The organism is Sulfurimonas sp. NW15, assembly GCF_051132285.1.
Lineage (GTDB): Bacteria > Campylobacterota > Campylobacteria > Campylobacterales > Sulfurimonadaceae > Sulfurimonas > Sulfurimonas hydrogeniphila.
In genome coordinates, this window is the sequence record NZ_CP093237.1 from 2048651 (window position 1) to 2074250 (window position 25600).

General features: G+C 38.7%; 20 protein-coding genes. 8 read left to right on the forward strand and 12 right to left on the reverse strand.

Features of this window, described 5'->3' with window-relative positions; all coding sequences use genetic code 11:
• On the forward strand, positions 1-660 hold the full coding sequence (locus MLC52_RS10585) for a phosphate signaling complex PhoU family protein (protein ID WP_151899519.1): 660 nt from the start codon (positions 1-3) through the stop codon (positions 658-660).
• Positions 661-2040, forward strand: coding sequence for an ATP-binding protein (locus MLC52_RS10590; protein WP_434580366.1), 1380 nt, complete (start codon positions 661-663; stop codon positions 2038-2040). It begins immediately after the preceding gene.
• Here the strand turns inward: MLC52_RS10590 and MLC52_RS10595 are convergent.
• Complete coding sequence (locus MLC52_RS10595) at positions 2037-4223, reverse strand: sensor histidine kinase (protein WP_434580368.1); 2187 nt, start codon at positions 4221-4223, stop codon at positions 2037-2039. The genes MLC52_RS10590 and MLC52_RS10595 overlap by 4 nt on opposite strands.
• The gene (locus tag MLC52_RS10600) at positions 4220-5503 is read right to left on the reverse strand and encodes a diguanylate cyclase (protein WP_434580370.1); all 1284 of its coding nucleotides are present in this window, start codon (positions 5501-5503) and stop codon (positions 4220-4222) included. Before MLC52_RS10600 ends, MLC52_RS10595 begins: the two co-directional genes overlap by 4 nt.
• A gap of 133 nt (positions 5504-5636) precedes the next feature.
• On the opposite strand from MLC52_RS10600, the gene MLC52_RS10605 reads away from it, so the two are divergent.
• From MLC52_RS10605 to glnA, 3 genes are all read left to right on the forward strand, one after another.
• The gene (locus tag MLC52_RS10605; RefSeq protein ID WP_434580371.1) at positions 5637-7349 is read left to right on the forward strand and encodes a lysophospholipid acyltransferase family protein; all 1713 of its coding nucleotides are present in this window, start codon (positions 5637-5639) and stop codon (positions 7347-7349) included.
• Positions 7349-9109, forward strand: coding sequence for a GGDEF domain-containing protein (locus tag MLC52_RS10610; RefSeq protein ID WP_434580372.1), 1761 nt, complete (start codon positions 7349-7351; stop codon positions 9107-9109). The genes MLC52_RS10605 and MLC52_RS10610 overlap by 1 nt, the downstream gene beginning before the upstream one ends.
• 126 nt (positions 9110-9235) lie before the next feature.
• Positions 9236-10666, forward strand: coding sequence for a type I glutamate--ammonia ligase (gene glnA, locus MLC52_RS10615; protein ID WP_151899515.1), 1431 nt, complete (start codon positions 9236-9238; stop codon positions 10664-10666).
• 50 nt (positions 10667-10716) lie between these two features.
• Here glnA and MLC52_RS10620 read toward each other — a convergent pair whose 3' ends face one another.
• Positions 10717-10926 carry a hypothetical protein gene (locus tag MLC52_RS10620; RefSeq protein ID WP_434580373.1) on the reverse strand — a complete coding sequence of 70 codons (210 nt, stop codon included), beginning with the start codon at positions 10924-10926 and terminating at the stop codon, positions 10717-10719.
• Between the two features lie 132 nt (positions 10927-11058).
• Between MLC52_RS10620 and leuA the strand changes: the two genes are divergently transcribed.
• Positions 11059-12717 (forward strand): 2-isopropylmalate synthase, encoded by a 1659-nt coding sequence (gene leuA, locus MLC52_RS10625; protein WP_434580375.1) that lies wholly within the window; start codon positions 11059-11061, stop codon positions 12715-12717.
• Here the strand turns inward: leuA and MLC52_RS10630 are convergent.
• The 7 genes from MLC52_RS10630 to alaS are packed head-to-tail and all read right to left on the reverse strand — an operon-like array spanning position 12714 to position 21178.
• On the reverse strand, positions 12714-14711 hold the full coding sequence (locus MLC52_RS10630; RefSeq protein WP_434580377.1) for a penicillin-binding protein 1A: 1998 nt from the start codon (positions 14709-14711) through the stop codon (positions 12714-12716). The genes leuA and MLC52_RS10630 overlap by 4 nt on opposite strands.
• Positions 14708-15397: an ATP-binding cassette domain-containing protein gene (locus MLC52_RS10635; RefSeq protein WP_346389646.1), complete on the reverse strand. Its 690-nt coding sequence runs from the start codon at positions 15395-15397 to the stop codon at positions 14708-14710. Before MLC52_RS10635 ends, MLC52_RS10630 begins: the two co-directional genes overlap by 4 nt.
• Entirely contained in the window at positions 15394-16491 is a 1098-nt protein-coding gene (locus tag MLC52_RS10640; RefSeq protein ID WP_434580379.1) for an aminotransferase class I/II-fold pyridoxal phosphate-dependent enzyme, read from the reverse strand. Before MLC52_RS10640 ends, MLC52_RS10635 begins: the two co-directional genes overlap by 4 nt.
• Entirely contained in the window at positions 16488-17504 is a 1017-nt protein-coding gene (locus MLC52_RS10645) for a GGDEF domain-containing protein (RefSeq protein WP_346389648.1), read from the reverse strand. Before MLC52_RS10645 ends, MLC52_RS10640 begins: the two co-directional genes overlap by 4 nt.
• A complete protein-coding gene (gene maf, locus MLC52_RS10650) occupies positions 17504-18061 on the reverse strand; it encodes a septum formation inhibitor Maf (RefSeq protein WP_346389649.1) in 558 nt (185 codons plus the stop codon). Before maf ends, MLC52_RS10645 begins: the two co-directional genes overlap by 1 nt.
• Positions 18051-18587 carry a hypothetical protein gene (locus tag MLC52_RS10655; protein WP_434580381.1) on the reverse strand — a complete coding sequence of 179 codons (537 nt, stop codon included), beginning with the start codon at positions 18585-18587 and terminating at the stop codon, positions 18051-18053. Before MLC52_RS10655 ends, maf begins: the two co-directional genes overlap by 11 nt.
• Positions 18587-21178 (reverse strand): alanine--tRNA ligase, encoded by a 2592-nt coding sequence (gene alaS / locus MLC52_RS10660; protein ID WP_434580383.1) that lies wholly within the window; start codon positions 21176-21178, stop codon positions 18587-18589. Before alaS ends, MLC52_RS10655 begins: the two co-directional genes overlap by 1 nt.
• Positions 21179-21339: 161 nt before the next feature.
• Between alaS and MLC52_RS10665 the strand changes: the two genes are divergently transcribed.
• On the forward strand, positions 21340-22149 hold the full coding sequence (locus MLC52_RS10665) for a hypothetical protein (RefSeq protein ID WP_434580384.1): 810 nt from the start codon (positions 21340-21342) through the stop codon (positions 22147-22149).
• 76 nt (positions 22150-22225) lie between these two features.
• On the opposite strand, the gene MLC52_RS10670 is transcribed toward MLC52_RS10665, so the two are convergent.
• Entirely contained in the window at positions 22226-23938 is a 1713-nt protein-coding gene (locus tag MLC52_RS10670) for an oleate hydratase (protein WP_434580386.1), read from the reverse strand.
• A 334-nt stretch (positions 23939-24272) separates the two neighbouring features.
• Between MLC52_RS10670 and MLC52_RS10675 the strand changes: the two genes are divergently transcribed.
• A complete protein-coding gene (locus MLC52_RS10675; RefSeq protein ID WP_434580388.1) occupies positions 24273-25223 on the forward strand; it encodes an MBL fold metallo-hydrolase in 951 nt (316 codons plus the stop codon).
• 16 nt (positions 25224-25239) lie between these two features.
• On the opposite strand, the gene MLC52_RS10680 is transcribed toward MLC52_RS10675, so the two are convergent.
• The gene (locus MLC52_RS10680; protein ID WP_151899504.1) at positions 25240-25599 is read right to left on the reverse strand and encodes an ArsR/SmtB family transcription factor; all 360 of its coding nucleotides are present in this window, start codon (positions 25597-25599) and stop codon (positions 25240-25242) included.
• Position 25600: the final 1 nt, after the last annotated feature.

Genomic DNA, 25600 nt, shown 5'->3' on the forward strand with positions numbered 1-25600 from the left:
ATGTTACCTACATTTAGAACAAGCCTCGATGAAATAAGAAAAAAACTTACACATATCGGAGAAAATCTTGTAACTGCCAATACACTCATTCTCCAGGCATTACAAAACTGCGATGAAAAAACCTTTAATGATGCAAGAAACAGCATCAAAAACATTACGGCAAAAGCGGATGAAATTGACAATGCAATCATTAAAGTCCTTGCTCTGTATACACCCGAAGCAAGAGACCTGCGACAGGTTGTTGCCTACTTTAAAATAAGCAATGAACTCTCACGCGCATGCTCCAATACAAGAAGTTTCATACGGGGATTTACTGATGTATGCAAAGACCTTGACGTCAAAGAGATTAACGAATATGCAAGCCTGATGCAGACCTCAACGGTCAAAGCCATTACAACAACAGTAAGAATGATCAATGTTGATGACATGGATGAACTTCAGGAGATGTATGAAGAGGTACTTATCGAGGAAAACAAAGTTGATGACCTGTATGAAATGATAGAACGAAAGCTTGTAGAACAGGCCGAAGGCTCGAGTACCTTTGAAAAATATCACAAGATGCTCAGAGCACTTCGAAAAAGTGAAAAAATCGCCAGCAGGGCAATCAGCGTGGCAAACCTGCTGGTATATATCAAGATCGGTGGAAACATCCACAATTAAATGAAAAAAATTTCCCAAATAGTATTAGAGAAGTTTCTAGCACTCTTTTTAGCACTCTTTTTAATAGTGAGTGCTATAGTCTACTATTGGGTATATGAATTTTATCTTCACTCTTCAAAAGAAGCACTTATGCAAGCCACTGAGCTTGTCTCTTTCACTATCAACAAAGACACAGACCTTGATGCACTTGCAAAAAAGGTAAAAAAACAGCTCCATTTGCGCCTAACTATTATAGACGAAGAGGGCAATATCCTGGCAGAATCTGACAAAGACAAAGATACTATGGACAACCATAAATACAGAGACGAAATTGTACAGGCAAACAGGGAAAAACACGGCTACACCATACGCCACTCACATACCCTTGACAAAGATCTGCAGTATGTGGCAAAAAAATACACCATCGACGGCAGAGTTCTCTATGTACGGGTTGCACGTGAAATCAAAGGTGTCCGCAGTGAAATCATCAACCTTGGCATTAAAATAGCCTTTGTTTTACTGCTCTTTTTTCTTATCGTTCTTTACATGTCCTACAGAATAAATATACAGATTCAACATGAAACAAAAAGAATAGTGGACTTTTTAAAATCTTTGACAAAAAAGAAAAAAGATACCTATATAAAATCTGACTTTTCCCAGGAATTTTCCCATATAACAAACCTGCTTACAAAAGTTTCACAGATTCTTGTCAAAAAAGAGAAACAAAAAACAAAATATACGCAAAAACTCCAAAAACTCAATGAACAAAAAGATGATATTATTTCTGCGATATCCCATGAGTTTAAAAACCCTATCGCGGTTGTAAACGGCTACTCACAGACACTTCTTGATGATGAAAACATCAACCCGAGTATACGAAAAAAATTTCTTACAAAAATCTATACAAACGGTACAAAACTCAGTGAGCTTATAGATACCCTCAGACTCTCCATGAAACTTGATGGCGGGCACCAGGCTTTAAATACACGCAAAGTAAATTTATATAATCTGGTACAAGAAACAGCACAAAACCTGGGACTGCATTATAAAAACAAAAAAATTATTGTCAATGGAGACAAAACCCTGGCCATAGAGATTGATCCGACACTTTTTGGCATTGTCATTACAAACCTGATAGAAAATGCTTTTAAATATTCCGAAGATGAAGTCATAGTCAATATCAGTCAAAATTCACTCGAAGTTATTGATACAGGAATAGGTATTTCTGAAAAAGATTTGCAAAGCATTACAAACAAATTTTACAGAGTCCACTCGAACCGATGGAACAACTCTTTGGGTCTGGGACTCTTTCTCGTGAACAATATCATTCAGCTGCACAACTTTAAACTTGTCATCAGAAGCAAACTGAATGAAGGCTCCAGTTTTACTATTGTCTTTTAACTCTCCTGCGTAAAGTCGATGATAAATTCAGCTCCCTCTTTTGTATTGCTTGCATGTAAATGTCCGCCCATATTTTGTTCAATTATTATCTTTGACATATAGAGTCCTACACCTGTACCCATACCCTGCTCTTTTGTTGTAAAGTAGGGTTCAAACACTCTTTTTATAATTTCCTCCGGTATTCCGCCTCCGTTATCTGTGATAATTATCTTTTTGTTTTTCAGTATAATGTCTATTTTTCCATACTCTTTACGGTTGTGGACAATGGCATCTTTTGCATTGGATATAATATTGAGAATAACCTGCTGAAACTCACCTTCAAGCCCATGAAGCATAAAATCCTCTCCATGCAGTGATATTTCAATATTGTGACTTTTTAACTGTGCATTTACCAAAGAAAGAGTGTTTTCAATGCTCTGTTTTACCCAAAAATCCTGTTTGACTTTATCGACTCTGAAAAAGTTTCTAAAATCATCTATGGTTTGACTCATAAAGTTTATTGTCTGTGTCTGTTTGTCAATAAATTCATCTATAAACTCTTTGTCAATTAAACCCTCCTCATAATCATCATCAAGATTTTGAATATTGATATTGAGTGAATTCAGCGGTTGTCTCCACTGATGCGCTATGGCTCCGACCATCTCCCCCATCGCAGCCAGCTTTGCCTGTTCCTGGAGCATTTTGTCTTTTTGCAGTATCTCGTTTGTACGTTTTTCTATCTCTTCTATGAGGTGTTCATTGAGCTGTTGCAGTTGTGTCTCAAGTTTCTGTCTTTTGCTGACATCTATCAAATAGCCTAAAAAGTGCGTTATTCTCCCTTTTTTATCACGAATAAAAAGCGTTGTCTGTTCTACCCATTTTTTTGTTTTGTCTTTTGTCGTGATTTGATATGGCTGATGTTTTAAAATATCTAAATTCTTTTCAAATGCTTCTGTAAGTTCATGGAGGGCGTTTTGCAAATCCTCTGCATCTATCAAATCAGGATATTCGATTTCACCGTTTACAAACGCCTCTTTTGTATATCCTGTCAAAGAGGCAACATTGTTTGAGACATATTCGACACTCCAGTGAATATCATTTTGCCATCTAAAAAGAGCAATATCTCCTTTGTCAAAAAGTTCCAGGAGTTTTTGTTGTTCCTGAGCTGTTTCTTTAAGTGCTTTTTTTCGAATAAACTGTAGATAAAAAAGATACACAAGCAAAAACAAGCCTAAAAGCAAAATCAGACTGATAAGCTTGAAGTTGTACAAAATAGACTGAATATTTGAATTATCTGCATATAACACAAGATAGGCTACTGTCTGCTTTGATTTTACATTTTTAACAGGTAAAAAAGAGACAACCTTGACACTTTTTCCTGTTTTTTGATACAAAGAAAAAGCCTTGCATTTTTGCATATTTTCTTTTATCTCCTGCTGATGTTTTTGAATAATATTTTCTTTCAAATACTGCAGATACTGTGGTCGAACCCCTTTTGTATAAACAAACATGTAGTCATCTGATTCTATACTTGTTTTATAGTGTGCTAAAAATTCTTTGTCTTTATACCATTTCACATCAAATACTTTTTTATTGACCAAAAAATGTGTGTAGAGTCTGTTTACTTTGGCAAGTCTGTTTTGAAAAGATTCTGAGGAAAAAGATATTTCATAGGCACAGATATACTTTCCCCCGTCAAACAAAGGAAAAACATTACGAAAACCATGCGCAATACGCCCCTGCTCAAACCCTGCAATCGCTTTATGTGTTTTATTGACATACTCAAAAGTATAGCGAATACCTGTTAAATCATCCCCGTATCTGTCCGGTTTGTGCATGCGTAAAAAAGAGACATTGTCCGGGAATACAAACTGCATTTGTAAAACACCGCGTTTTCGAATTTCACTGTATTGCTTTTTCAAATGTTGATACAATTCTTTACGCAGGAACTCTCTTTTTGCCTCCGTTACATGTAAAGCCTCCTGCAATATACGCAAAACCGTTGCATCATTAGACACAAAGGCATTTAAAGAGGCTGCATCTGCCTTGTCTGTCTCATTTACTATTTCATAATTTATTTTCAAATGCCTGAGAACCGAAGAGAGCTCTCTTTGAATTAAGTGGTTTTTATGATAGTTGTTCAGGTACTGGCTTACCACAAACAAAAGTAAAAATAAAAGTAAAAATTTTATTTTCTGTTTCATTTTTTACTTACCACCCGGTTTCTTCCTTTCTCTTTTGCACTGTATAAAGCTTCGTCCGCTCTTTGGAGCATTGATTTGAGCGTATCCCCTTTTTTATAAGCAGTGACACCAAAGCTCAGTGTAATCTTTCCATATTCCTGAGCATGAAGTTCTTCAACTTTTTTTCTGCATTTTTCAAGAAGCAGCTGTGCGTCATTAAGTGCTGTTTGCGGCAAAAGCATAACAAACTCTTCTCCGCCCCATCTTGCTATAGTATCGGCACTTCGGGTACACGAAGTCAGTATATTGGCGACAAGTTTCAAAATATCATCCCCAACCAGGTGTCCGTATCTGTCATTAAAAAGTTTAAAATGGTCTATATCTGCTATAGCCAAAGAGAGGGGATAGCCATATCTTTTGACCTGAGAAAGCTCATACGCAAAAATCTCTTCAAACTTGTTCCTGTTATAGAGTCCTGTAAGCATATCATGGTTGGCTTTTTTTGTAATGGCTTCTCTTTGTTTTTCTATTTCAGTTACATCTGTAAAGTTCATCAGAAACTGTGTTTCATTAATCTTGGAAATATTGACCAAAAATGATTTTTTCTCATGTTTAGTGTTTACAATCGTTGTAATTCTCTGTGTCTCATTCAAAGAGTTTATAAAATCATACAGACTGCTGCCTTTTTCCAAGAAAGCCTGTATGTTTTTCGTATTGATACTGTCCTCTTCATTTGAAAAAATGTTAATAATAGAATGAAATTTTTCATTAAATTCTTCTACACTCTCTACTCCAAAGTATTTCAAAAAAGATTTTGAGGCAAAACTGACATGTTCAATATTTGCAATAACAGACATACTGTTTTCAGAATCTATAATATACTGCAGAATTTCTCTCTGTTCTTCATACTCTTTTTCAATAATGATATTTTTGGCAAGTTTTTCTATCAAAGCGGTTAAGGATTTTTTTTGCACAGGTTTAAGCAGATACCCCTCCACCTGCAACTCTATCGCTTCCAGCAGATAGGCACTTTCACTGTGTGCTGTTGTAAATATAACCTTTACATCCTCGTCCATCTCTTTTATAGCCCGAATCATATCAAGACCGTTCATTTTAGGCATTTTAATATCGCTTACAACAATATCAGGCTGATACTTTTTAAAACATTCGAGTCCGACAATACCGTTGTTGGCTGTATATAATTTTTTGCTTATCCGTTTGAGTGCACGGGCATAGCCTTCGCGCACGTCATCTTCATCTTCTACATACAAAATCCTTATCTGTTTTGCATATTCAGGCATGAGCATCCCTTTTCAATATTTTCCACTAAATTAAGTATACAGAATTATCTTGAATTATATATAAGGAAAAATGTAATCTCTGTGTAACCTCTCTTTACTATAATTTTTCAACGCAATACAAAAAAGAGTATGTATGATTGATGTTGAAAAAATGATTATAAAAAAATACCCCAAACTTAAAAACTCCAGGGTGATCAAAGGTGCAATTTCAAAATTTGCAGATTCTGTAGTCCATGAGAAACAAATCAATGAATTTATCAAAAAGAACAGGCATTTGGGCAGTTTTGAGTTTATTGACGAAGCATTGCAATACCTCAACTTTGATTTTTCCGTCTCCGACAAGGATCTTCAAAACATTCCTTCCTCCGGACGCGTTGTCATTATTGCCAATCATCCGCTTGGTTCTTTGGATGCACTCGCACTTATCAAACTTGTCAGTAATATCAGAAAAGATATAAAAGTTGTTGCAAATGATTTTTTAGAAGTCATCACTCCCATAAAAAATATTTTAATCAATGTCAACAATTTTAAAGCACGGCAAAAAAAAGAAGCCGTTACACAGGTATATGCGGCACTTGATGCAGAAGAGGCTGTCATCATTTTTCCTTCCGGCGAAGTAAGCCGGGCTACTCCGACAGGAATAAAAGACAAGGTTTGGCACAAAGGTTTTTTAAAATTTGCCAAAAAAGGCAATGCTCCTATACTTCCCGTATTTATAGGAGGGAAGAATTCCAAAACCTTTTACTCCGTATCAGCGCTGAACAAAAAACTTGCAGCCCTGCTTCTTGCACACGAAATGTTTAAACAAAAACACAAAGCTATTGAGATGATTGTAGGCGAACTCATTCCTTATGAAAACATCACGCCAAAGGGGATACAAAAGGACAAACTCCTCAAACTCTATAAAAAACATCTGTATGCCCTCAAAAGAAATGAGAGCTATTTTGAAACCCAAAAAGCAATTGCCCATCCCGAAGACAGACGGGATCTCAAAAAAGAGTTAAAATCATCACAACTGCTCGGAGAGACAAAAGACGGAAAAAAAATTTATCTCTACAGCAGCAATGACAACAACTCTATTATCATCAATGAAATAGGACGGCTCAGAGAGCTCTCCTTTCGCAAAGTCGGAGAGGGTATCAACAAAAAAAGAGATATAGACAAATATGACAGATACTATAAACACATTATACTCTGGGATGAGGAAGATCTTGAAATAGTCGGGGCATACCGTATAGCCGAATGTACGGATATCATAAAAAAATTTGGCGTTGATGCCCTTTATACAACAACACTTTTTGACTACAACGAAGCATTTTTGTCTTACCTCCCTGATGCCATAGAACTCGGCAGAAGTTTTGTCCAGCCAAAATACTGGGGTTCCCGGGCGCTTGATTATTTGTGGTACGGCATAGGTGCATATCTCAAAAACAATTCGCATATCCGTTACATGTACGGTCCGGTTTCACTGAGTGAAAGTTATGCCAAAACAGCCAAAGATATGATTTTATACTTTTATGATGAAAACTTTCAAGACAGACAAAATCTTGTCAGGGCAAAAAATCCCTACAACTTTAAAACAGATGAAACACTCATGGCAAATCTTAAAAAAGAGTTCAGTGCACCGGAATACAAAGAGAATTTCAAAACACTCAAAAAAGCGCTTGGCAGTATCAATACAAATATTCCAACGCTTTACAAGCAGTATGCCGATCTGTGTGAAAAAGGCGGCATACAATTTTGCGCCTACAACATAGACAGTGATTTTTCCAACTGTATAGACAGCTTTATAATCGTCGACATTTCAAAAATAAAAGAATCCCAAAAAAAGAGATATCTAAAATAATGAATAATGAGCTCACCCAACACTGGAAAAACAATCTTAAAATTCTTGATGTGGCTTTTCAGCCTATCATCAATATCCATACAGGAACACTCTACGGTGTCGAAGCCCTGTTGAGAAATTTTCAGGATGTCGGATTTAAATCTATCTTTGCACTCTTTGATGCTGTTTATAAAGAGAAACTTTTGTACTCTTTTGATTTGGCACTGAGAGAAAAAGCTTTAAAAAAATACACACAGATACAAAGCTATAAGAACATAAAGCTCTTTTATAATCTGGATAACCGGGTTTTGGAAATGGAAAATTTTTCTACAGGAAATACAACAAAAATTCTCAAAGAGCTCAATATAAAGAAAGAAAATCTCTGTTTTGAAATTTCGGAAAGACAGGAAATTTCCAGTGAATTTGACCTTGAAAAAATACTCCAGCATTATAAAAATGAAGATTTTTCCATTGCAATAGATGACTTTGGTGTTGGCTATTCCGGATACAAACTTTTTTATGATTCCACACCCGATATCATCAAAATTGACAGATTTTTTCTGCAGGGACTTGCGACCAATATGAAAAAAAAGCTTATGGTTCGCAACATCACACATCTTGCCATTCAACTGGGCATTAAGGTGATTGCCGAAGGTGTTGAGACAAAAGAAGAGTACCTTACATGTAAAGACATCGGCTGCCATTTGGCACAGGGCTATCTTATTCAGAAACCTACAAAAAATACACAAAAAATTTATCAGCAATACACAAATATCATTGACATTATAAAGTTCGACAGACGGATAAGTGACAAAAATATTTTACTGAAAAACAATATAGACAAAATTCAGCCTTTAAAACTTAAAACAAAAATGAATCTGGTCATAGAGTATTTTAAAAAGAATCAGAGTGTTCCCATTGTTCCTCTTGTAAATTCCCAAAATGAGCCTGTGGGAATATTGCTTGAATCTGACATCAAAGAGTTTCTTTACTCTCCCTACGGCATGTCTTTACTCTTAAATGAACAGAATAACTCAAAACTGGAAAACCTGCTTCACCCCTGCGGGCATGCAGATATCAACAGCAACACCACTACCCTTATAGAACTTTTTGCGAACAATCCTGAATCTTCAGGCATTATTATTACAAAAAACTCAGGCTATTATGGATTTTTGTCCGCAAAAGCAATTATCAACATGATGCATCAGGAAAACATGATTCAGGCCAGAGACCAAAATCCGCTTACAAAACTTCCCGGAAACACAATGATTGAAAAATACATATACAAAGTATCCCAATCCTCAGCATCCTATCTTCTGTGCTATTTTGACCTCGACAATTTCAAAGCCTTTAATGATGTGTACGGTTTTCGAAACGGTGACAGGATTATTCAGCTTTTTGCAGATATTATGAGAAAAGAACTGCCAAAAGATGTTTTCAAAGCCCATATAGGAGGTGATGACTTTTTTGTTGCCTGGGAGAATAAAGATTTTACCCATAACTCTTTTGACATGAAAATGATAGAAAATATTTTGGAAAAATTTGCTTCCTCGGCAAAAGAATTTTATAACAAAAAAGATAAAGAGAATGGCTATATCATTTCCAAAAACAGAAAAGAGCAAACATGCAGGTTTCCGCTTCTCACAACAAGTGCCTCCTTGCTTATCACTCCAGAGAAAAAATCATGCATAAGTGAAGAGAGTATAAATACAATTCTCTCCTGTCAAAAAAAAGTTGCAAAAAATGAGCCAAAACATCTTGCTGTGAGTTCTTTGATTTAAAAAACTTTCATTTTTATCACAATATGAAACAAATCTGAGAAATTGATTATATTTTCATCATTCTCAAAGTTATAAATTTGTTTTAATAAGATATACTACATGCAGATAAAATTCAGGAGATAATTAATGGGAAAATTCGTTAATAACATAGAAGAGTTCTTTACATTTTGTAATGAAAATGATGTACAATTTGTAGATTTGAGATTTAGTGATATTAAAGGTTCATGGCACCACCTTACATACCGTTACAGTGCAGTAAATGCAGAAAATTTAGAAAACGGTTTCCCGTTTGACGGTTCTTCTGTCGAAAACTGGCAACCGATTAACAAATCGGACATGCTTTTAAAAGCAGATGTTCCGACTGCATTTCTTGATCCTTTTACTGCCGATCCTACTGTGATTCTTATCTGTGATGTATATGACATTTACAAAAATGAATTATATGAAAGATGTCCGCGTTCAATCGCAAAAAAAGCACTTAAATATGCTGAAGAGATCGGAATAGCTGATGCTGCATACTTTGGTCCGGAAAATGAATTTTTTATCTTTGATGATGTTAAATTTGTTGACAATATCAATGAGATGGGATTCAAAGTAGACACAGAAGAGGGTGAATGGAATTCAAACACCGGATATGACGAAATGTACAATACAGGTCACAGACCGGGAACAAAGGGCGGTTACTTCCCTGTAGCACCGACAGATTCTATGGTAGACATGCGTGCTGAAATGATGCAGGTGTTAGAGCAGGTTGGTCTTGAAGTTGTTCTTGGACACCACGAAGTTGCCCAGGGTCAAGGTGAAATCGGTATCGTTTTCGGTGACATCATCACTGCTGGTGACAATGTTCAAAAATACAAATATGTTGTAAAAATGATAGCGCACCTCAACGGTAAAACTGCTACATTTATGCCAAAACCATTATATGGTGACAACGGAAACGGAATGCATGTTCACCAGTCACTGTGGAAAAACGGCAAAAACCTTTTCTATAAAGAAGGCAATTATGGAAACCTAAGTGAAATGGCAATTCATTATGCAGGCGGGATTTTCAAACATGCTGCTGCAGTTGCTGCATTTACAAACCCGTCAACAAACTCATACAAACGTCTTATTCCTGGGTTTGAAGCACCAAGCATTTTGACTTACTCTTCTCAAAACCGCTCAGCTGCCTGTCGTATTCCGTATGGTGCAGGTGAAAAAGCAACACGTATTGAAATGAGATTCCCGGACTCTTCATCTTGTCCTTACCTTGCTTTTGCTGTAATGATGATGGCGGGACTAGACGGTATCAAACATGCTACAATCCCTGTCGGTCCGATGGATGAAGACCTGTTTGAACTTTCTCTTGATGAAATTCGTGAAAAAAACATTCCACAAATGCCGCACACACTTCGTGAAGCATTAGAAGGTCTTATTGCAGACAACGAATTCTTAAAGCCGGTATTTACATCTGAATTTATAGAAGCATACCAGCACTATAAATTTGAACGTGATGTATGGCCGGACGAAGGTCGCCCGACTGCATACGAATTCAAAACTACCTACCAGTGCTAAGCGTTTCTGCTTAGGCTATATGTTCTAAGCTTTTTCGGAACCCGTACTTTCTATGCTAAAGCATGGGTTCCGACAAAATATCTCGGAATCGGTACTTCAGTGCCGACTGTTGCTACTTTCATGACACTTTCAGCCCGCACTGAAGGATGGGTTCCAAAAAGCAACACCCCTCTGCTCGGAATCGGTACTTCAGTGCCGACTGTTGCTACTTTTATGACACTCTCAGCCCGCACTGCAGAAAAAAATTTAGTTTTTCTCACAAGTCATGCGTTAGCATAGAAAGTACGGGTTCCAAATAAAAGCCCATTAAATCAAAAATTCGATATAATTGCAAACATAATAGTCCTGTATAAGAGTGCAGCTATTAAATAATTCAAGAACAAGGATTCTTTATGAAGAATATTCCTAAAGGCAAATACAAGCCTTATCCGAAAATAGACTTGCCAGACAGAAAATGGCCGGACAACAGTATAACCAAAGCACCGATATGGTGCAGTGTCGATTTGCGCGATGGCAATCAGGCACTTATCAATCCTATGGATATGAAGAAAAAACTTGAATTATTTGCACTCTTACTCAAACTCGGTTTCAAAGAAATAGAGGTGGGCTTCCCCTCTGCTTCCAAAATAGAATTTGATTTTTTGCGCAAACTCGTCAATGACAATCTCATTCCGGATGATGTGACCATTCAGGTACTTGTGCAGGCAAGAGAACATTTGATTGCCAAAACATTTGAAGCCTTGGAAGGCGTAAAAAAAGCAACGGTACATTTGTATAATTCAACCTCGGTTGCCCAGAGAAAAATAGTGTTTTCAAAAACACAGGATGAAATTATTGACCTTGCCCTGGAGGGTGTTGATTTGGTCAAAAAATATGAAGCAAATCATAACGGAGAAATATTCTTAGAGTATTCTCCAGAGAGTTTTACGGGAACGGAGTTGGATTTTGCGGCACGGATTTCCAATGCCGTAACGGCTCGCTGGGGAATAAACGAAAACAGAAAGGTGATTATAAACCTTCCTGCAACAGTAGAGATGGCGACGCCTAATATTTATGCAGACCAGATAGAATGGATGGGCAGACACCTGGATAATCGTGAAAATGTCATCATCTCGACGCACACGCATAATGACAGAGGCACATCCATCGCTGCAACAGAGTTGGCACTTTTGGCAGGGGCAGACAGAGTCGAGGGAACACTTTTGAGCAACGGAGAGCGGACAGGCAATGTAGACATCATCACCCTTGCCTTAAATATGACCTCCCAGGGGATAGATACGGGGCTTGATTTTTCGGATATCAACGAAGTGGTGCGAGTTGTCGAAACATGTACAGAACTGCCGACACACCCGAGACACCCCTATGTCGGAGAACTTGTCTATACGGCATTTTCCGGTTCCCATCAGGACGCCATTAACAAAGGGCTTGCCTATCAGCAGGCAAAAGAGGACCCTTTTTGGGAAGTGCCTTATCTGCCGATAGATCCGGCTGATGTGGGACGGACGTATGAAAGTATCATCCGTATTAACTCACAATCGGGAAAAGGCGGAGTGGCTTATATACTCGAACACAATTACGGCTACCATTTGCCAAAAGCCATGCATCCTGAAATCGGTCGTGCCGTGCAGGCATTAAGTGATGAAAAAGGACGAGAACTGGAACCCGAAGAGATATTGGAAGTTTTTAAAAATACCTATTTCAATATTGAAGAGCATATCTCTTTTGTAGACTTTACACTCTCCTCAGATAACGGGAAGGCTACATGTACCTTAACGTACAAATACAATGGAGATGTCATTACATCTGAGGGCGAAGGCAACGGACCGATTGATGCCTGCAAGAATGCACTGATGCAAAAGTACAAAAATGATTTTACTGTTAAGTCATACTCGGAACACTCGTGTGGTGACAAAAGCAGTGCACAGGCAGTAGCATACATAGAAATTCAGACAAAAGAGGTACTCTCACGTTTTGGTGTCGGAATAGACAACGACATCACTGTAGCCTCAATCAAAGCCATGTTTTGTGCTTTAAACAGAACCTTTGGCTAAAAAAGAAGTTCAGATTCTGTTTCATCACTGTAATCACTTCTTGGCGGCTTTGAGATATCACTGAAATACTCTTTTTTTCCATTGATTTTCACTTCAATAATTCCCTCAGGCACATCAAATTTTCGCTTTATCTGAGGGTAGAGTTTCAAAAGATTTCTGAAATAATAAGCAAAGGCGGGACCCGAAACCCGTCCTCCTGTCTCTTTGTGATACATCGGTGTATTGTCATCATTGCCGAACCAGACAACCGTCTCAACAGTAGGGGAATAGCCGGCAAACCAGGCATCTATATTATTATTTGTTGTTCCTGTCTTTCCTGCAATTTCTATGCCTCGCACTCTTGCTCTTCGTCCTGTTCCTCTTGCGACAACATCACGCAGTATCGTCGTCATTATAAAAGCCTGAGTCGGAGCCGTTATATAATAAGAAACATCCTCTTTTTTATAAACAGTACTGCCGCCTTGGTCAATACTTGTAATCAAGTGAGGTTTTACCTGAATCCCGTAGTTTGAAAATGACGTATAATACTGTGCAAGTTCAAGCGGTGACATTGACATGGTTCCAAGAGCGATAGAGAGGTCATTTGGCAGATTTTTAATATGAAATTTTTTCAGTTCCCGCAGCAACTGTGACAGGCCTATGTCATTTACAAGATTGATAGTCGCTAAATTTCTTGAATGAATAAGTGCTTCTCTGAGAGTAATGAGACCTTTATAGTTTTTTTCATAGTTTTTAGGCTGCCATTTCATCTCCTCACCATTTTTTTCATAGGCATATGTCTGGGCAATATCAACAAGTTTTGTAGCACCCGAATATCCCAAATCAATAGCTACCTGATATATAAAAGGTTTAAAAGCGGAACCGGGCTGGCGCCTGCCCTGAGTAGCACGATTATAAGAGCTTTTTTTATAATCTACACTCCCAAGCAGTGCCAAAATATCCCCTGTTTTGGAATCAAGAGAAACCAAAGCACCGTTAAGCTGTGACACATTGACATCCTGGACTTTAAAGGTTTTGTCTTCTGTTTCCTGTGCCTCTTTTTCTTTGTATTTTTCAATTCTCTCTAAAGCTTTGTCATACGCATACTGCAGTGATTTTCTTCCAATATTCTGCAGTTTCAAATCAATCGTTGTATATATTTCATATCCGCCTGTTTTTAAGTCATCAATTCCCATATTTCTGAATCTTCTTGCAACTTCATCCACAACAAAAGGGGCTCTGTTTTGTGTCAGTGTATCATTATATACTACCGGATTTTCAGCCAATGCCTTTTTGTATGTTGCGTCGTCTATCCAGCCAAGTGTATACATTCTTGTGATGACACGATTGGCTCTGCCCATGGAAATATCATAGTTTTTTGTAGGCGCATAGGTACTTGGCGCCTTTGGCAGACCTACAAGTATTGCTATCTCTTTAAGTGTCAAATCAGAGAGCTTCTTGTGAAAATACCCGTCTGCAGCTGTTTTGATGCCATAATATCCGTGCCCAAAATAGATCTCATTTAAATACCGTTCCAGAATCTGCTCTTTTGTCAGTGCATTTTCAAGTTTAAAAGAGTATATCAACTCTTTTATTTTTCGTGAAAGTTTTTTCTCCCGGGTCAATAATTTGTTTTTTACCAACTGCTGCGTAATCGTACTGGCACCCTCAACCATCTTTCCTGCTTTGATATCTTTGATAACTGCCCGAAAAATTGCATCAAAATTAACGCCGGAATGTTCAAAAAAGGTTGTATCTTCAATGGCAACAAGTGCTTCAATCACCCTTGGAGGAATCTCATTAAAAGAGGCATAATATCTATGCTGTTTATCAAAAATATTTGCTATTTTTTCTCCGTTTTTGTCATATATTCTGCTTGTCTGTTTTGGTTTGTAGTCTACTAAGGAGGAGATATCATAATCATAGCTTACCAGGTAATAGCCAAGAATTATAAAGGGTGAGAAAAACCCTAAAATCAGTACGGTTACAAATGTTCTTTTTAGTAGTTTTTTCATGTTCTGAATTTCCTGTTGGCAAAACTGGCCTCTATTAATATTTTTGTATACTCTTGTTGCGGATTCTCTATTATTTCACGCATTTTTCCACTTTCAACTATTCTTCCGTTTTTTATAATAGCAACATCTTCGCACAGTGCCTTGGCAGAAGCTATGTCATGTGTCACAAAAAGCATTTGAAACTGCTCTTTTTTTTGCAACTTTTTTAAAAGCTGAAGTATCACCTCTTTTGTCTGGGGATCAAGTGCGGTTGTCGGTTCATCAAGTAAAAGTAACCTCGGTTTTGATTCTAACGCAATTGCAATGACAACACGCTGAAGTTGTCCGCCTGAGAGTTCGGGGGCGAAGCGTTCGAGCAAATCGTAATGCAGACCGACTTCATCAAAAAGTTCCCTGACTCTTTTTGGCTCACTGAAAAACTGTTTTTTGATTTTTGTCAGTGGAGAGAGTGCTGTAAAAGGATTCTGCGGCACAAAAGAGAGGGTTTTTCCTGCTATGAGTTCAAAATCAAAATTATCTGCAAGCTCTACTCTCATCTCTTTGGGCAGCATCCCCAGAAGCGCCTTGATTGTCAGGCTTTTTCCGCTGCCGCTTTGCCCTATTAATGCCAATGAAGAGGAAATGTCAAAGGAGATGTCCACCAGGGCTTTATTGTTGTAGATAATTTTGAGTTTGGACATTTTCATGACTCTATTCCTGCCAACTCTTTGCAAACCAGTCTGAGCGTATCACTCTTTTCACCGAGTCTTGCAATCAGACGAATTATTGCAGAAGCAACCGTAGGCTGGCGTATCGCCCCCACACTGTAACCGGATTTCAACAGCCTGTTTTTAATATCTATGACCTGTCTATTGTCTCCTATACAAACAGGCACAATCAAACCCTTTACATGTAAGCCTAACTCTTGGGAGACTATTGTTTGGCGAAGCATTATCTCTTTTTTCAGTGTTTCACTGTTTTGCAAAATATATTTCAGTCCGTTATGCGCCAACAGTGTATCATACAAAGAGAGAGCAGTCGCATACACAATCGGTTTTGCACGATTTAAAAGATAGTGTGATATATGTTCTGATGAGAGTATAAAAGCACCGAAACTGCCATAGGCTTTTCCGAGCGTTCCCATTTTAATATGGTTTTGCTTTACGGCAATACCGTAATAATCAAAAACACCCATCAGTTTGTCTCCGACTACTCCGCTGCTGTGCGCTTCATCAACTATCAAAATCGCTTCCTCTTCATCACATATATCAAAAACCTCTTTTGCGCACAAATCACCGTCCATCGAGTAAATACCCTCAACTGCAACGATCTTTCGTTTGGCAGTTGAATGTTTTAGCAAGCTTTGCAACTCCTGCATATCATTATGTTTGAAAAAAACTACATCTATATTATGTAACTGGGAAGCCAAAACACCTGAGGCATGATACAGTTCATCCATAAAAAGCGTATCACCGCGACGGACAAGCGATTCAATCAAGGCAATATTTGCATTAAATCCGCTTCCAAGCACTATTGCTGCCTCAAAGCCGTTTGCTTCACATAAAGCCTCTTCAAAATCCTTGTGTATCTGATGATAGCCGTTTATCAGCATAGATGCCTTGGGATTATTGAGCGGATACTCTGCTAATTCTTTACATGTAAGCGTATGAAGTTCTTTGTTGTGCGAAAGTCCCAAATAGTCATTTGAGGCAAAATCATGCAGGGTGTTGTTAACAATTTCACGTGTCCGATAACGCCCTGCTCTTTGAAGAGCTTTGAGCTCTTTAGCATAAAAATTCATCCAAGAACTACCTTGTTTCTTCCTGTTTCTTTTGCTTTGTAAAGAGCCAAATCAACTCTTTTATACAGAGAAATATCATCGTCGCCTTTTTCATACTCTGCAACACCAAAGCTCATGGTAATAGGCAGAACAGCTTTGTATTTTTCGACACTTTCTCTTATCTTTTGTGCCAGGGCATACGCTTTGTCTTTCGTAGTATTTGGCAGGATCACTATAAACTCTTCTCCGCCGATTCTGCAAAAAATATCGGTATCGCGCAACATAGAAGCAATATACTTTGTATATTCTACCAGTACTTTATCGCCTGTATCGTGCCCATAGTTGTCATTGACTTTTTTAAAAAAATCTATGTCAAAAATAATCAGCGAAAACGGATGGTGATAGCGCTGTGTCAGCAAAATCTGTTCATCCAGTTTTTTATGAAAAAAACGCCGGTTGCCGATCTTTGTCAGTGAATCTTTTACAGCCAGAATCTCCAGCTCTTTTTTATAGTTTTCCTGTTCGGTTATATCGGACAGTATAATTCCGTACAGATTGTCTTTTTTGTCAAGAACCGAAGCAGAAATAGCAAAATAGTACTCTTTGTCGTAAATCCTGACTTTCGTTTTGTGATATACCTCAGAATTTTTGACAATATATTCTATCCAACCCAGACCATTGTTTACAGCGCCGATATATCCTTCTTCTTCTTCAAAAAATTCACATATACAATGGTGTTTTTGTGAGAACTCTTCTATATTTTTATAGCCTTTGAAATATTTAAAAAAAGTTTTATTTGCAGAAACAAGCTTTTTTTCATTACTGACAATGACAATATTTGTAGAGTTGTCAATGATACTTTTATAATAGTGTTTTTGCTTGGCATAGCGATAAAACAGAATACTGATACCCATAAACAAAAGTGTGACAAGAATAACATTCCAAACCAGACTTAATTGCAATGTGACAAAAAGTACGAAGAGATATGCCAGCAGTATATTAATAAAAAAACTGTATCTTTTATAAAAATACATCAGTTTTGCTCCATAAAAGTTTCCAGCACTTCGACACAAAGTCCCATTGCCGTACTCTCATAGCCTCTGACTTCTTTGATGTAGGGCTTGCAAAACCCTTCTACCATACAGGCACCAGCCTTGCCTCGCCACTCTCCGCTCTCTAAGTAACGTTCCAAATCTTGTGTATTAAATGGTTCAAACAGATAGTCTGTCTTTGAAATATCTATTATCTTTTGCTGTTTTGCATGATATATCATACATGTAATGATACTCGTAATATTTCCGCTCTGCGTCATTAAAATATTACGGGCATCATCTTTGCAGCGTGCCTTTCTTAAAATATGTCCCTGGCTTGTAACAACAGTATCGGCTACCAACAGCGGATACTCTTCATAGCCAAATACTCTGAGATTTGCTTCATACTTGCCCAAAGTTGCCTGATAAACAAAGTTTTTCGGGCTGTTTGCGACAATACTCTCTTCATCAAAATCAACACTCTCTTGAATAAAATCAATGCCTGCTTTTTTTAAAAGCATGGCGCGTGTCTGAGATGATGAGCAGAGTCTAATACGCATTTCGCAGAGTCACTCCCAGATAAATTGCAATAATTCCAAATGTGATATTGATGGGAACCATATATTTTCCAATAAGCTCTAACGCTTTTTTTGCACCTGCTGTATCACCTTTTTGTAAAAGTTTCTGTGCTTTGTTGCGTCTGAAAATCATAGCCGCAAGATTAGCCGCCATAATCATCCAGATCACCTCTTTTACATGCACAAGATTATATATATGCATCGCATACTCATCTATCACATTGCCGCCTGCATCAACGGCAGCCGCACGAAAACCAAGTCCGACAGCCATGATGACTGCTGTAATGATAAGTATAACAACAAAAGGCAAAACAATCATAAAGAGCCTGTTGAGTGCCTGTGAAATTCGTTCGAGTCTGTGTAAGGGTGATTCAATTTGTATAAATGAAGGATGCGCTGCAAATTTCATGGCAATCATCCCTCCGACCCAAACAACGGCAGAGATTACATGTAAAAAGACTATCTGTGTTCTGTAATCTGCAAAAAGTTCAATCATAAAATCTTTCATCAATCCAATACCTCTGTAATAAATTTCAGTGCTGCTTCTTTTGCCTCAGGCAGTTTTGAAGCATCTTTTCCTCCGGCTTGGGCAAAGTCAGGACGACCGCCACCGCCTCCGCCAAGAAGCGGTGCTATTTTTTTGATCCAATCACCCGCTTTCGCATCGCACCCTTTGACACCTGCGGCTATGAGCACTTTATCACCTTTGACCTGGAAAAGCATTGCACAGAGTTTGTCATTTTGATTTTTCAGCTCATCTATCTTTTCTTTGATATCCCCGTTAGGCAGTTCATCCACAACTACTGACACACCGTTTATCTCATCTGCTTCAATTTCAACTTTTGCAGCTTCGTGTGCCTCTTTGAGTTCATCTTTCAAAGCAGCTATATTTGATTTGAGCCTGCTGATTCCTGCAAGCAGATCAAGATTTTTCACTTCACTCTGCGCCTCTTTTACAAGTGCTCTTTGCTCACAAAAGTATTTATACGCCGCATTGCCGCACACAGCTTCAATACGTCGCACACCGGCACTCACACCGCTCTCTTTGGTAATGATAAACGAACCGATATTTGCCGTATTGTCTACATGTATTCCGCCACAAAACTCAACAGAAGCGTCTGCAAATTTGACAACACGCACCTCATCTCCATACTTCTCGCCAAACTGGCTCTTCGCACCTGATTTTTTTGCCTCTTCTATAGGCAGTACCTCGGTTTGGGCAGGAATTGCACGCATTATTTCAACATTTACACGTTCTTCTATTACATGTAATTCTTCTTCACTGAGCGCTTTTGGATGAGAAAAATCAAATCGCAGACGATTTGCCTCAACCAAAGAACCCGCCTGTGAAATATGTTCTCCAAGCACATCAAAAAGTACCGCATGCAACAGGTGTGTTGCCGAGTGATGTTTTGTTATCTCATTTCTGGAAATATCCACTTTTGCATCTACATGCTGTCCGACTTTGAGAGAGGCATGCAACTCTATCTTCGAAAGATTCAAACCAAAGAATTTTTTCGTATCAACTACCTGTGCAATGCCTTCAAGTTCTCCAATATCACCACACTGTCCGCCACTCTCAGCATAAAAAGGTGTAATATCTAAAAATACCCATCCTTTTTCTCCGGCTTGCAGTTCTTCCACACGCACATACTTTTCATCTAAAAGTGCCAGCACTTTGCTTGCATGATGCATAGTTTCATATCCGACAAATCTGTTTTCACCAAACTCCTCAAGCAGTGTTTTAAAGTCACCGCTGATGGCATCATCCCCACTCCCTTTCCAGGCAGCTTTGGCACGTCTTCTCTGCTCATTCATCAGGCTCTCAAATGTTGCCGTATCCAGTGAGAGGTTTTTTTCCTTGAGCATATCTTCTGTCAAGTCAAGCGGAAAGCCGTAGGTATCATAGAGTTTAAAAGCCACTTCACCCGAAAACACATACCCCAGGGCACCTTCTCTGCCCTCGGCATTCACCTTGTCTTTAGTGTTTTGCAGTTCCATGTTAAAAAGTGCTATGCCTGATTCTATTGTCTTGAAAAATCGTGCCTCTTCAAGCTCTATCTGTTCTTTGACAACCTCTGCTTTGGTCTGAAGATACTCATACTCCCCACCCATAATATCAACCAAAGTATCGACAAGTTTATACATAAAAGGCTCACGGAATCCAAGAAGATATCCGTGACGCACAGCACGGCGCAGGATTCTTCGAAGCACGTACCCGCGTCCCTCATTAGAAAAATTTACACCCTGAGAGAGTAAAAATACTGCGGTTCTGATATGATCTGCTATAACACGGTACGATGCACCCGTAGCGTACACATACTCTTTGCCTGTCAAATCTTCGACTTTTCGGATAATCGGCATAAACAAAGAGGATCCATAATTGGAAATGGCACCCTCTTTAATGGCTACAACACGCTCCAGTCCCATTCCTGTATCTATGGATGGATGTGCAAGAGGAATTCTCTCTCCGCCTTTTTCTTTGACTTCATACTGCATAAAAACAAGGTTCCAGATTTCCAAAAATCTGTCGCCTTCACCGCCCATATAATCCTCGGGACCGCTAAAATGCTCTGCTCCCTGATCATAAAAGATTTCAGAACACGGTCCGCACGGTCCCGTATCACCCATAGACCAGAAGTTGTCTTTGTCTCCAAGACGCATAATCCGCTCAGGCGCAATGTGCTTTTTCCAGATTTCTTCAGCCTCATCATCACTTTCATGCACTGTTACCCAGAGTTTGTCTTTGTCCAGATGCAATATCTCAGTGATAAACTCCCAGGCATAGGCAATTGCCTCTTCTTTGAAGTAGTCTCCGAAACTGAAATTTCCCAGCATTTCAAAGAAAGTATGATGACGCGCTGTATGTCCGACATTTTCCAGGTCATTGTGTTTTCCACCCGCACGGATACAAGTCTGGCAGGATGTGGCACGAGGATTTTTGGGACGAGGAACCTCCCCTGTAAAAATCGACTTAAAAGGCACCATGCCTGCGTTGTTAAAAAGCAGAGTCGCATCTTCAGGCACCAAAGGCGCTGAGGGAACTCTTGTATGTTGTTTTGATTCAAAAAATTTTAAATACTCTTCTCTAATATCCATGGTTGTTTCTCTTTTATAAAATTACGCGATTATATCCAAAAGGAGCTAAATTTTTTGAATTTATTCTCTTTTTTCTACAAATTAAACAAATTTTTTAAAATTAATGTGCCTCTTAACTATAATAAATTATAATATTTTTCAATTTAATTCACGGAGAGAAAATGAAAAAAACAGTAGTAACAGGCTTGGTAACAATGATAATAGGAGCAAATCTTTTGGCTGAAAAAGTAAGCACATATGAATATGCGGCATTTCAAAATGCAAATGATGTCAAAACGGCACTTACAAAAAACGGTTTACAGGTTGTTGGCGAATATGATGCTATGCAGGACCCAAATTATCATGTCATAGCCTATACATGTCCTACATTGACAAAAGATGCTTCTAAAAAAGACAGGGCATTTGCCGGTGTGCAAAAAGTGCTCGTAAACACTAAAGACAATGAACTCGTGCTTACAAATCCACAATATTTTTTACATGCTTTTATGCAGGATGATTTTCAAAAAGCACATGCAAAAAAAGTAAACACCAAGCTTGCAAATGCTTTTGGCACACTCAAAAATTCAGACGATGCTCTTGATGATGACGATATTGCAGGGTATCACTTTATGATGGCTATGCCGTATTATGAAGATATGATAGAAGTTGCAAAAGGAGAAAAACTCAAAGAGAAACTGGAAAAAAATGCAGCAAAAAACATTGTTTTTACATTAGAAACCGGGAGTGCAACGCTTTATGGTATAGCAATGCCGACTAAGAAAGGTGAAAAATACTATGTTTCTGAAATAAAAGGAGAAAAACACAGTGCATTTTTACCTTATATGGTAATGGTTGAAGGAGACACAGCAAAAATCCTACACCCGAAATACTATCTTGCTATTGCCTATCCAAACCTCAGCATGGGTGAGTTTATGTCAATCTCAGGCACACCTGGAGATATTGAAGACTACTTTACATCTCTTTTTCAGTAATAAGCTCTTTTGCGTGACAATTGATACTTTTGATTTCTCATCAGGTATCTCTTGTCCGGAGCCTTTACGGGGTGCCTTAAAGCAACTTTTCAAAAATGGTATTTTTTAATTTCTTTTTGACAACACTCTCAATCAAACGCATTATCAAGCCTTCATGCTCACTTTTCATCGTTTTGACAGCTCTTGCCAACACACGAATATCATACTGGCCCGGATATATCTCCGGTACTTTTTTATTGAGATTCAATAGTGTATACACAGCGGTAATTGCAGAACGGACAGAGTATTCAACAGTAAAGACGCAATCATCTTTAATCTCACAGAACTGCCCCAAAAAAGCCAGATTCACACTCCCTTTTGGTACAACTTCCGGTCTGTCGCCTTGAAGCCTTGGCATAAACTGGCTTGTTATATAAGGCATCATCACAGGAATAACGATACACTCCTCAACATATGCCTGCATATCCTTGTCATCTATTCCAAAATGGTACAACAGTTCCTTTAACAATTCTTCTCCGGAACATTCACTCATCTTCTTGTCGATAAAATCACCCTTGTTGTCCGGATAGAGCGCATATGCCCAGGCAACTGTATAATCAATTGGCTGGTTTTTATACTGCGGCTGCCTGTTTACCGTAACACTCATAAGCCAGTTCGAATCTTTAATGGTAATAATTCCGCCCGTTGCCGTTTTGTGCGGCAAAAATTTTCTCTCGGCAAAACTCTCCAAAAGTTTGCGCATTTTTGGTCCCCTGGCAGTTATCGTAAACGATTCCCATTTTGTTTTGTCTATATCACTGCAAAAAACTTCCGGTTTGCCGAAAGACGCATCTTTTTGTGCCAGTTTTTTCCACAAAGCCCAGCAGGCACCCTCTTTTCTATTTAAAACAGGAGCCCTCTTCATATCTCCAAAAGAGGAGTTTTCCACCATTGAGCCGTTGGTAAAAAATACCAAATCATTTTCACATGTCTCAATAACTTCTTCTTTGGAGTTTTGCAGCAGATGGATGGCGGTTATCGTCTTTTTCTCTTCCTGAATATCTACTTCCAGATCACTTACTTTGGTGTTAAAAACAAAATTGACACCTTTGTCCTCTAAAAGTTTTTTCAGCGGAAGGGTCAAAGAATCGTATTGGTTATACTTGGTAAACACCAGGCCCCTCATCGTACTCATTCCCGGCAAAAGATGCATAAAACGGTGCATATAGCGCTTCATCTCGACAACACTGTGCCACGGCTCAAAAGCAAACATGCTTCTCCAGTACAGCCACATGTCTGTCTCAAAATAGGATGCCTCAAAATACTCTTCAACACTCATAGTTCCCAAATCCTCTTCCTTTTTCAAAAGCAGTTTTGTCAACTCTTTTATGTGTTTCTCTTCCAGTCCCAAACCTGTTGAACGCTGTTTTTCTCCCCTGTTGTATATTACGCGTACCTTTGAAAAATTCGGATCAATGTCATTGAGTTCTTTAAACTCATCAAGAACAGTTCTTCCCTCCTCCTCCAGAGATGGGACCCCGGCATACAAATCCCACAAACACTCATAATGCTCTTCCATCTCCCGTCCTCCGCGCGCTACAAAGCCCGTTTGAGGATTGCCTGCGCCATCAAGCGCACCACCGGCCACACTGCTCTCTTCAAATATCGTTATTTGATGACCCTGCATATATCCGTCACGCATTAAATACTCGGCAGCAGCCAAAGAAGCTATACCCGAACCAATCAAAAAAGCTCGTTTGTTTTCAATACCTGCGGGTTTGTGCGGATGGACTCTTTGATAATTATTCATGATTGGGTATCCTTTGTATAAAATTTCACTATTATCATTATAGGGCACTTCTAAAAACCCTGGTATATCTCAACATTATAGCAAAAGTGCTAATGCAAGGCAAAACTACGCAGGAGCTACGAGTAGCTTCAAGTGGTTTTAACGAAGCAGTAGTGCTTTTGCTAAAATGCCCTGCGGGAACCAAAAAGAGAAGCAATCTTGCACAAAATTTTCGATCACCGTAGCTACGGCTATGGTTCAAGAAAAGTTTTGCACAATCTCACTCCTCTTTTTGGCTTTGAGGGATATCAGGGTTTTTAGAAGTGCCCTATATTACAAATATAAGGAATACGCATTGAAACTTACTTTTTTAGGAACAAGTGCCGGAAAACCGACAAAAGAGAGAAATGTCACAGCCCTTGCACTCGAATTTGACCAGGACAACAAATGGTATCTTTTTGACTGCGGGGAAGCTACGCAGCATCAGATACTCAGAACCTCTCTTTGCATTGGAAAACTCTCTACAGTCTTCATCACCCATCTCCACGGTGATCATTGCTACGGACTTCCCGGACTGCTCTCTTCAAAAAAACTCGACAAAGCCTTTTCTCCTCTGACGATCTATGGACCAAAAGGGATCAAACATTTCATTGAATGTGTTACAGACACTTCCCAAGAGCATCTGGGATATACGCTCAAAATAGTTGAGACAGGAGCAAACAGGAGAATAAACTTTGACATATTCGTCCTCCGTGTTCTCCCGCTTGTACACTCTGTGGAAAGTTTTGCCTATTTTATACAAGAGCATGGCACAACAGACAAACTTGATGAGCAAAAGCTGCGCCTGGCGGGACTCGAGCCTTCGCCTCTTTATGGAGAGCTTAAACGCGGAAACAGCATTATGCACAAAGGAAAAGAGTTTCTCTCAAAGGACTATATGCTGTCTCCCCTGCCGGGAAGAAGCCTCATAATAGCCGGAGACAACAGTGAGCCTAATATTTTAGGCGCTTATCTGGAGAATCTTGATCTGCTGGTGCATGAAAGTACCTACACACAGAAAGTATACGATGCATTAAAGACAAAATTTCTTCATACTACAGCAAAAAAACTGGGTGAAGCGGCACAGAAACATCACATCAAAAATCTTATAGCTACCCACATCAGTCCAAGATATTCACGGGGAAGTTCCTGCGATGCAGAAATGATTTGCAAGGAGATAAAGTTTGCCTATAAAGGGGAATGTTTTGTTGCCGCTGATTTTGATGTTTTTTATCTTGACAGGGAGAAAAAACTTCAAAAGTTGTAATTTTACACGCTTTGTCTTATGTGAAAAAAAGTTCCCGGTTGGCTTCAAAGTTTTCAACCAAAGTATTGAAACAGCCCCCTAACTCCCGAATTGTTTCCATATTCGGTTCTATATAGATTTTATTTGATTTTTTTTCCATTGTGATGATACCGGCTTCTCGAAGTTCTTTTAAATGTTTTGAGATCGTAGGCAGTGAAAAATCAAAATGCTCGGCAATGGTGCTTACACAGGTTGCATGGGGACTGACCTTGACCTTTGGATCTTTTTTATCAAGAGAACATGTATATCCGCCAGTAAAAACATTTTTAAAAATTAAAAAACGTGTTTCATTCCCAAGCGCCTTGAATATCTTGATTTTTTGTTGCATATCCAGCATT

Bases quoted from the DNA above. Each gene is read 5' to 3' on its own strand.
- MLC52_RS10585 (WP_151899519.1), top strand. From the start codon at position 1: ATGTTACCTACATTTAGAACAAGCCTCGATGAAATAAGAAAAAAACTT.
- MLC52_RS10590 (WP_434580366.1), top strand. From the start codon at position 661: ATGAAAAAAATTTCCCAAATAGTATTAGAGAAGTTTCTAGCACTCTTT.
- MLC52_RS10595 (WP_434580368.1), bottom strand. From the start codon at position 4,223: ATGAAACAGAAAATAAAATTTTTACTTTTATTTTTACTTTTGTTTGTG.
- MLC52_RS10600 (WP_434580370.1), bottom strand. From the start codon at position 5,503: ATGCCTGAATATGCAAAACAGATAAGGATTTTGTATGTAGAAGATGAA.
- MLC52_RS10605 (WP_434580371.1), top strand. From the start codon at position 5,637: ATGATTGATGTTGAAAAAATGATTATAAAAAAATACCCCAAACTTAAA.
- MLC52_RS10610 (WP_434580372.1), top strand. From the start codon at position 7,349: ATGAATAATGAGCTCACCCAACACTGGAAAAACAATCTTAAAATTCTT.
- glnA (WP_151899515.1), top strand. From the start codon at position 9,236: ATGGGAAAATTCGTTAATAACATAGAAGAGTTCTTTACATTTTGTAAT.
- leuA (WP_434580375.1), top strand. From the start codon at position 11,059: ATGAAGAATATTCCTAAAGGCAAATACAAGCCTTATCCGAAAATAGAC.
- MLC52_RS10630 (WP_434580377.1), bottom strand. From the start codon at position 14,711: ATGAAAAAACTACTAAAAAGAACATTTGTAACCGTACTGATTTTAGGG.
- MLC52_RS10635 (WP_346389646.1), bottom strand. From the start codon at position 15,397: ATGAAAATGTCCAAACTCAAAATTATCTACAACAATAAAGCCCTGGTG.
- MLC52_RS10640 (WP_434580379.1), bottom strand. From the start codon at position 16,491: ATGAATTTTTATGCTAAAGAGCTCAAAGCTCTTCAAAGAGCAGGGCGT.
- MLC52_RS10645 (WP_346389648.1), bottom strand. From the start codon at position 17,504: ATGTATTTTTATAAAAGATACAGTTTTTTTATTAATATACTGCTGGCA.
- maf (WP_346389649.1), bottom strand. From the start codon at position 18,061: ATGCGTATTAGACTCTGCTCATCATCTCAGACACGCGCCATGCTTTTA.
- MLC52_RS10655 (WP_434580381.1), bottom strand. From the start codon at position 18,587: ATGAAAGATTTTATGATTGAACTTTTTGCAGATTACAGAACACAGATA.
- alaS (WP_434580383.1), bottom strand. From the start codon at position 21,178: ATGGATATTAGAGAAGAGTATTTAAAATTTTTTGAATCAAAACAACAT.
- MLC52_RS10665 (WP_434580384.1), top strand. From the start codon at position 21,340: ATGAAAAAAACAGTAGTAACAGGCTTGGTAACAATGATAATAGGAGCA.
- MLC52_RS10670 (WP_434580386.1), bottom strand. From the start codon at position 23,938: ATGAATAATTATCAAAGAGTCCATCCGCACAAACCCGCAGGTATTGAA.
- MLC52_RS10680 (WP_151899504.1), bottom strand. From the start codon at position 25,599: ATGCTGGATATGCAACAAAAAATCAAGATATTCAAGGCGCTTGGGAAT.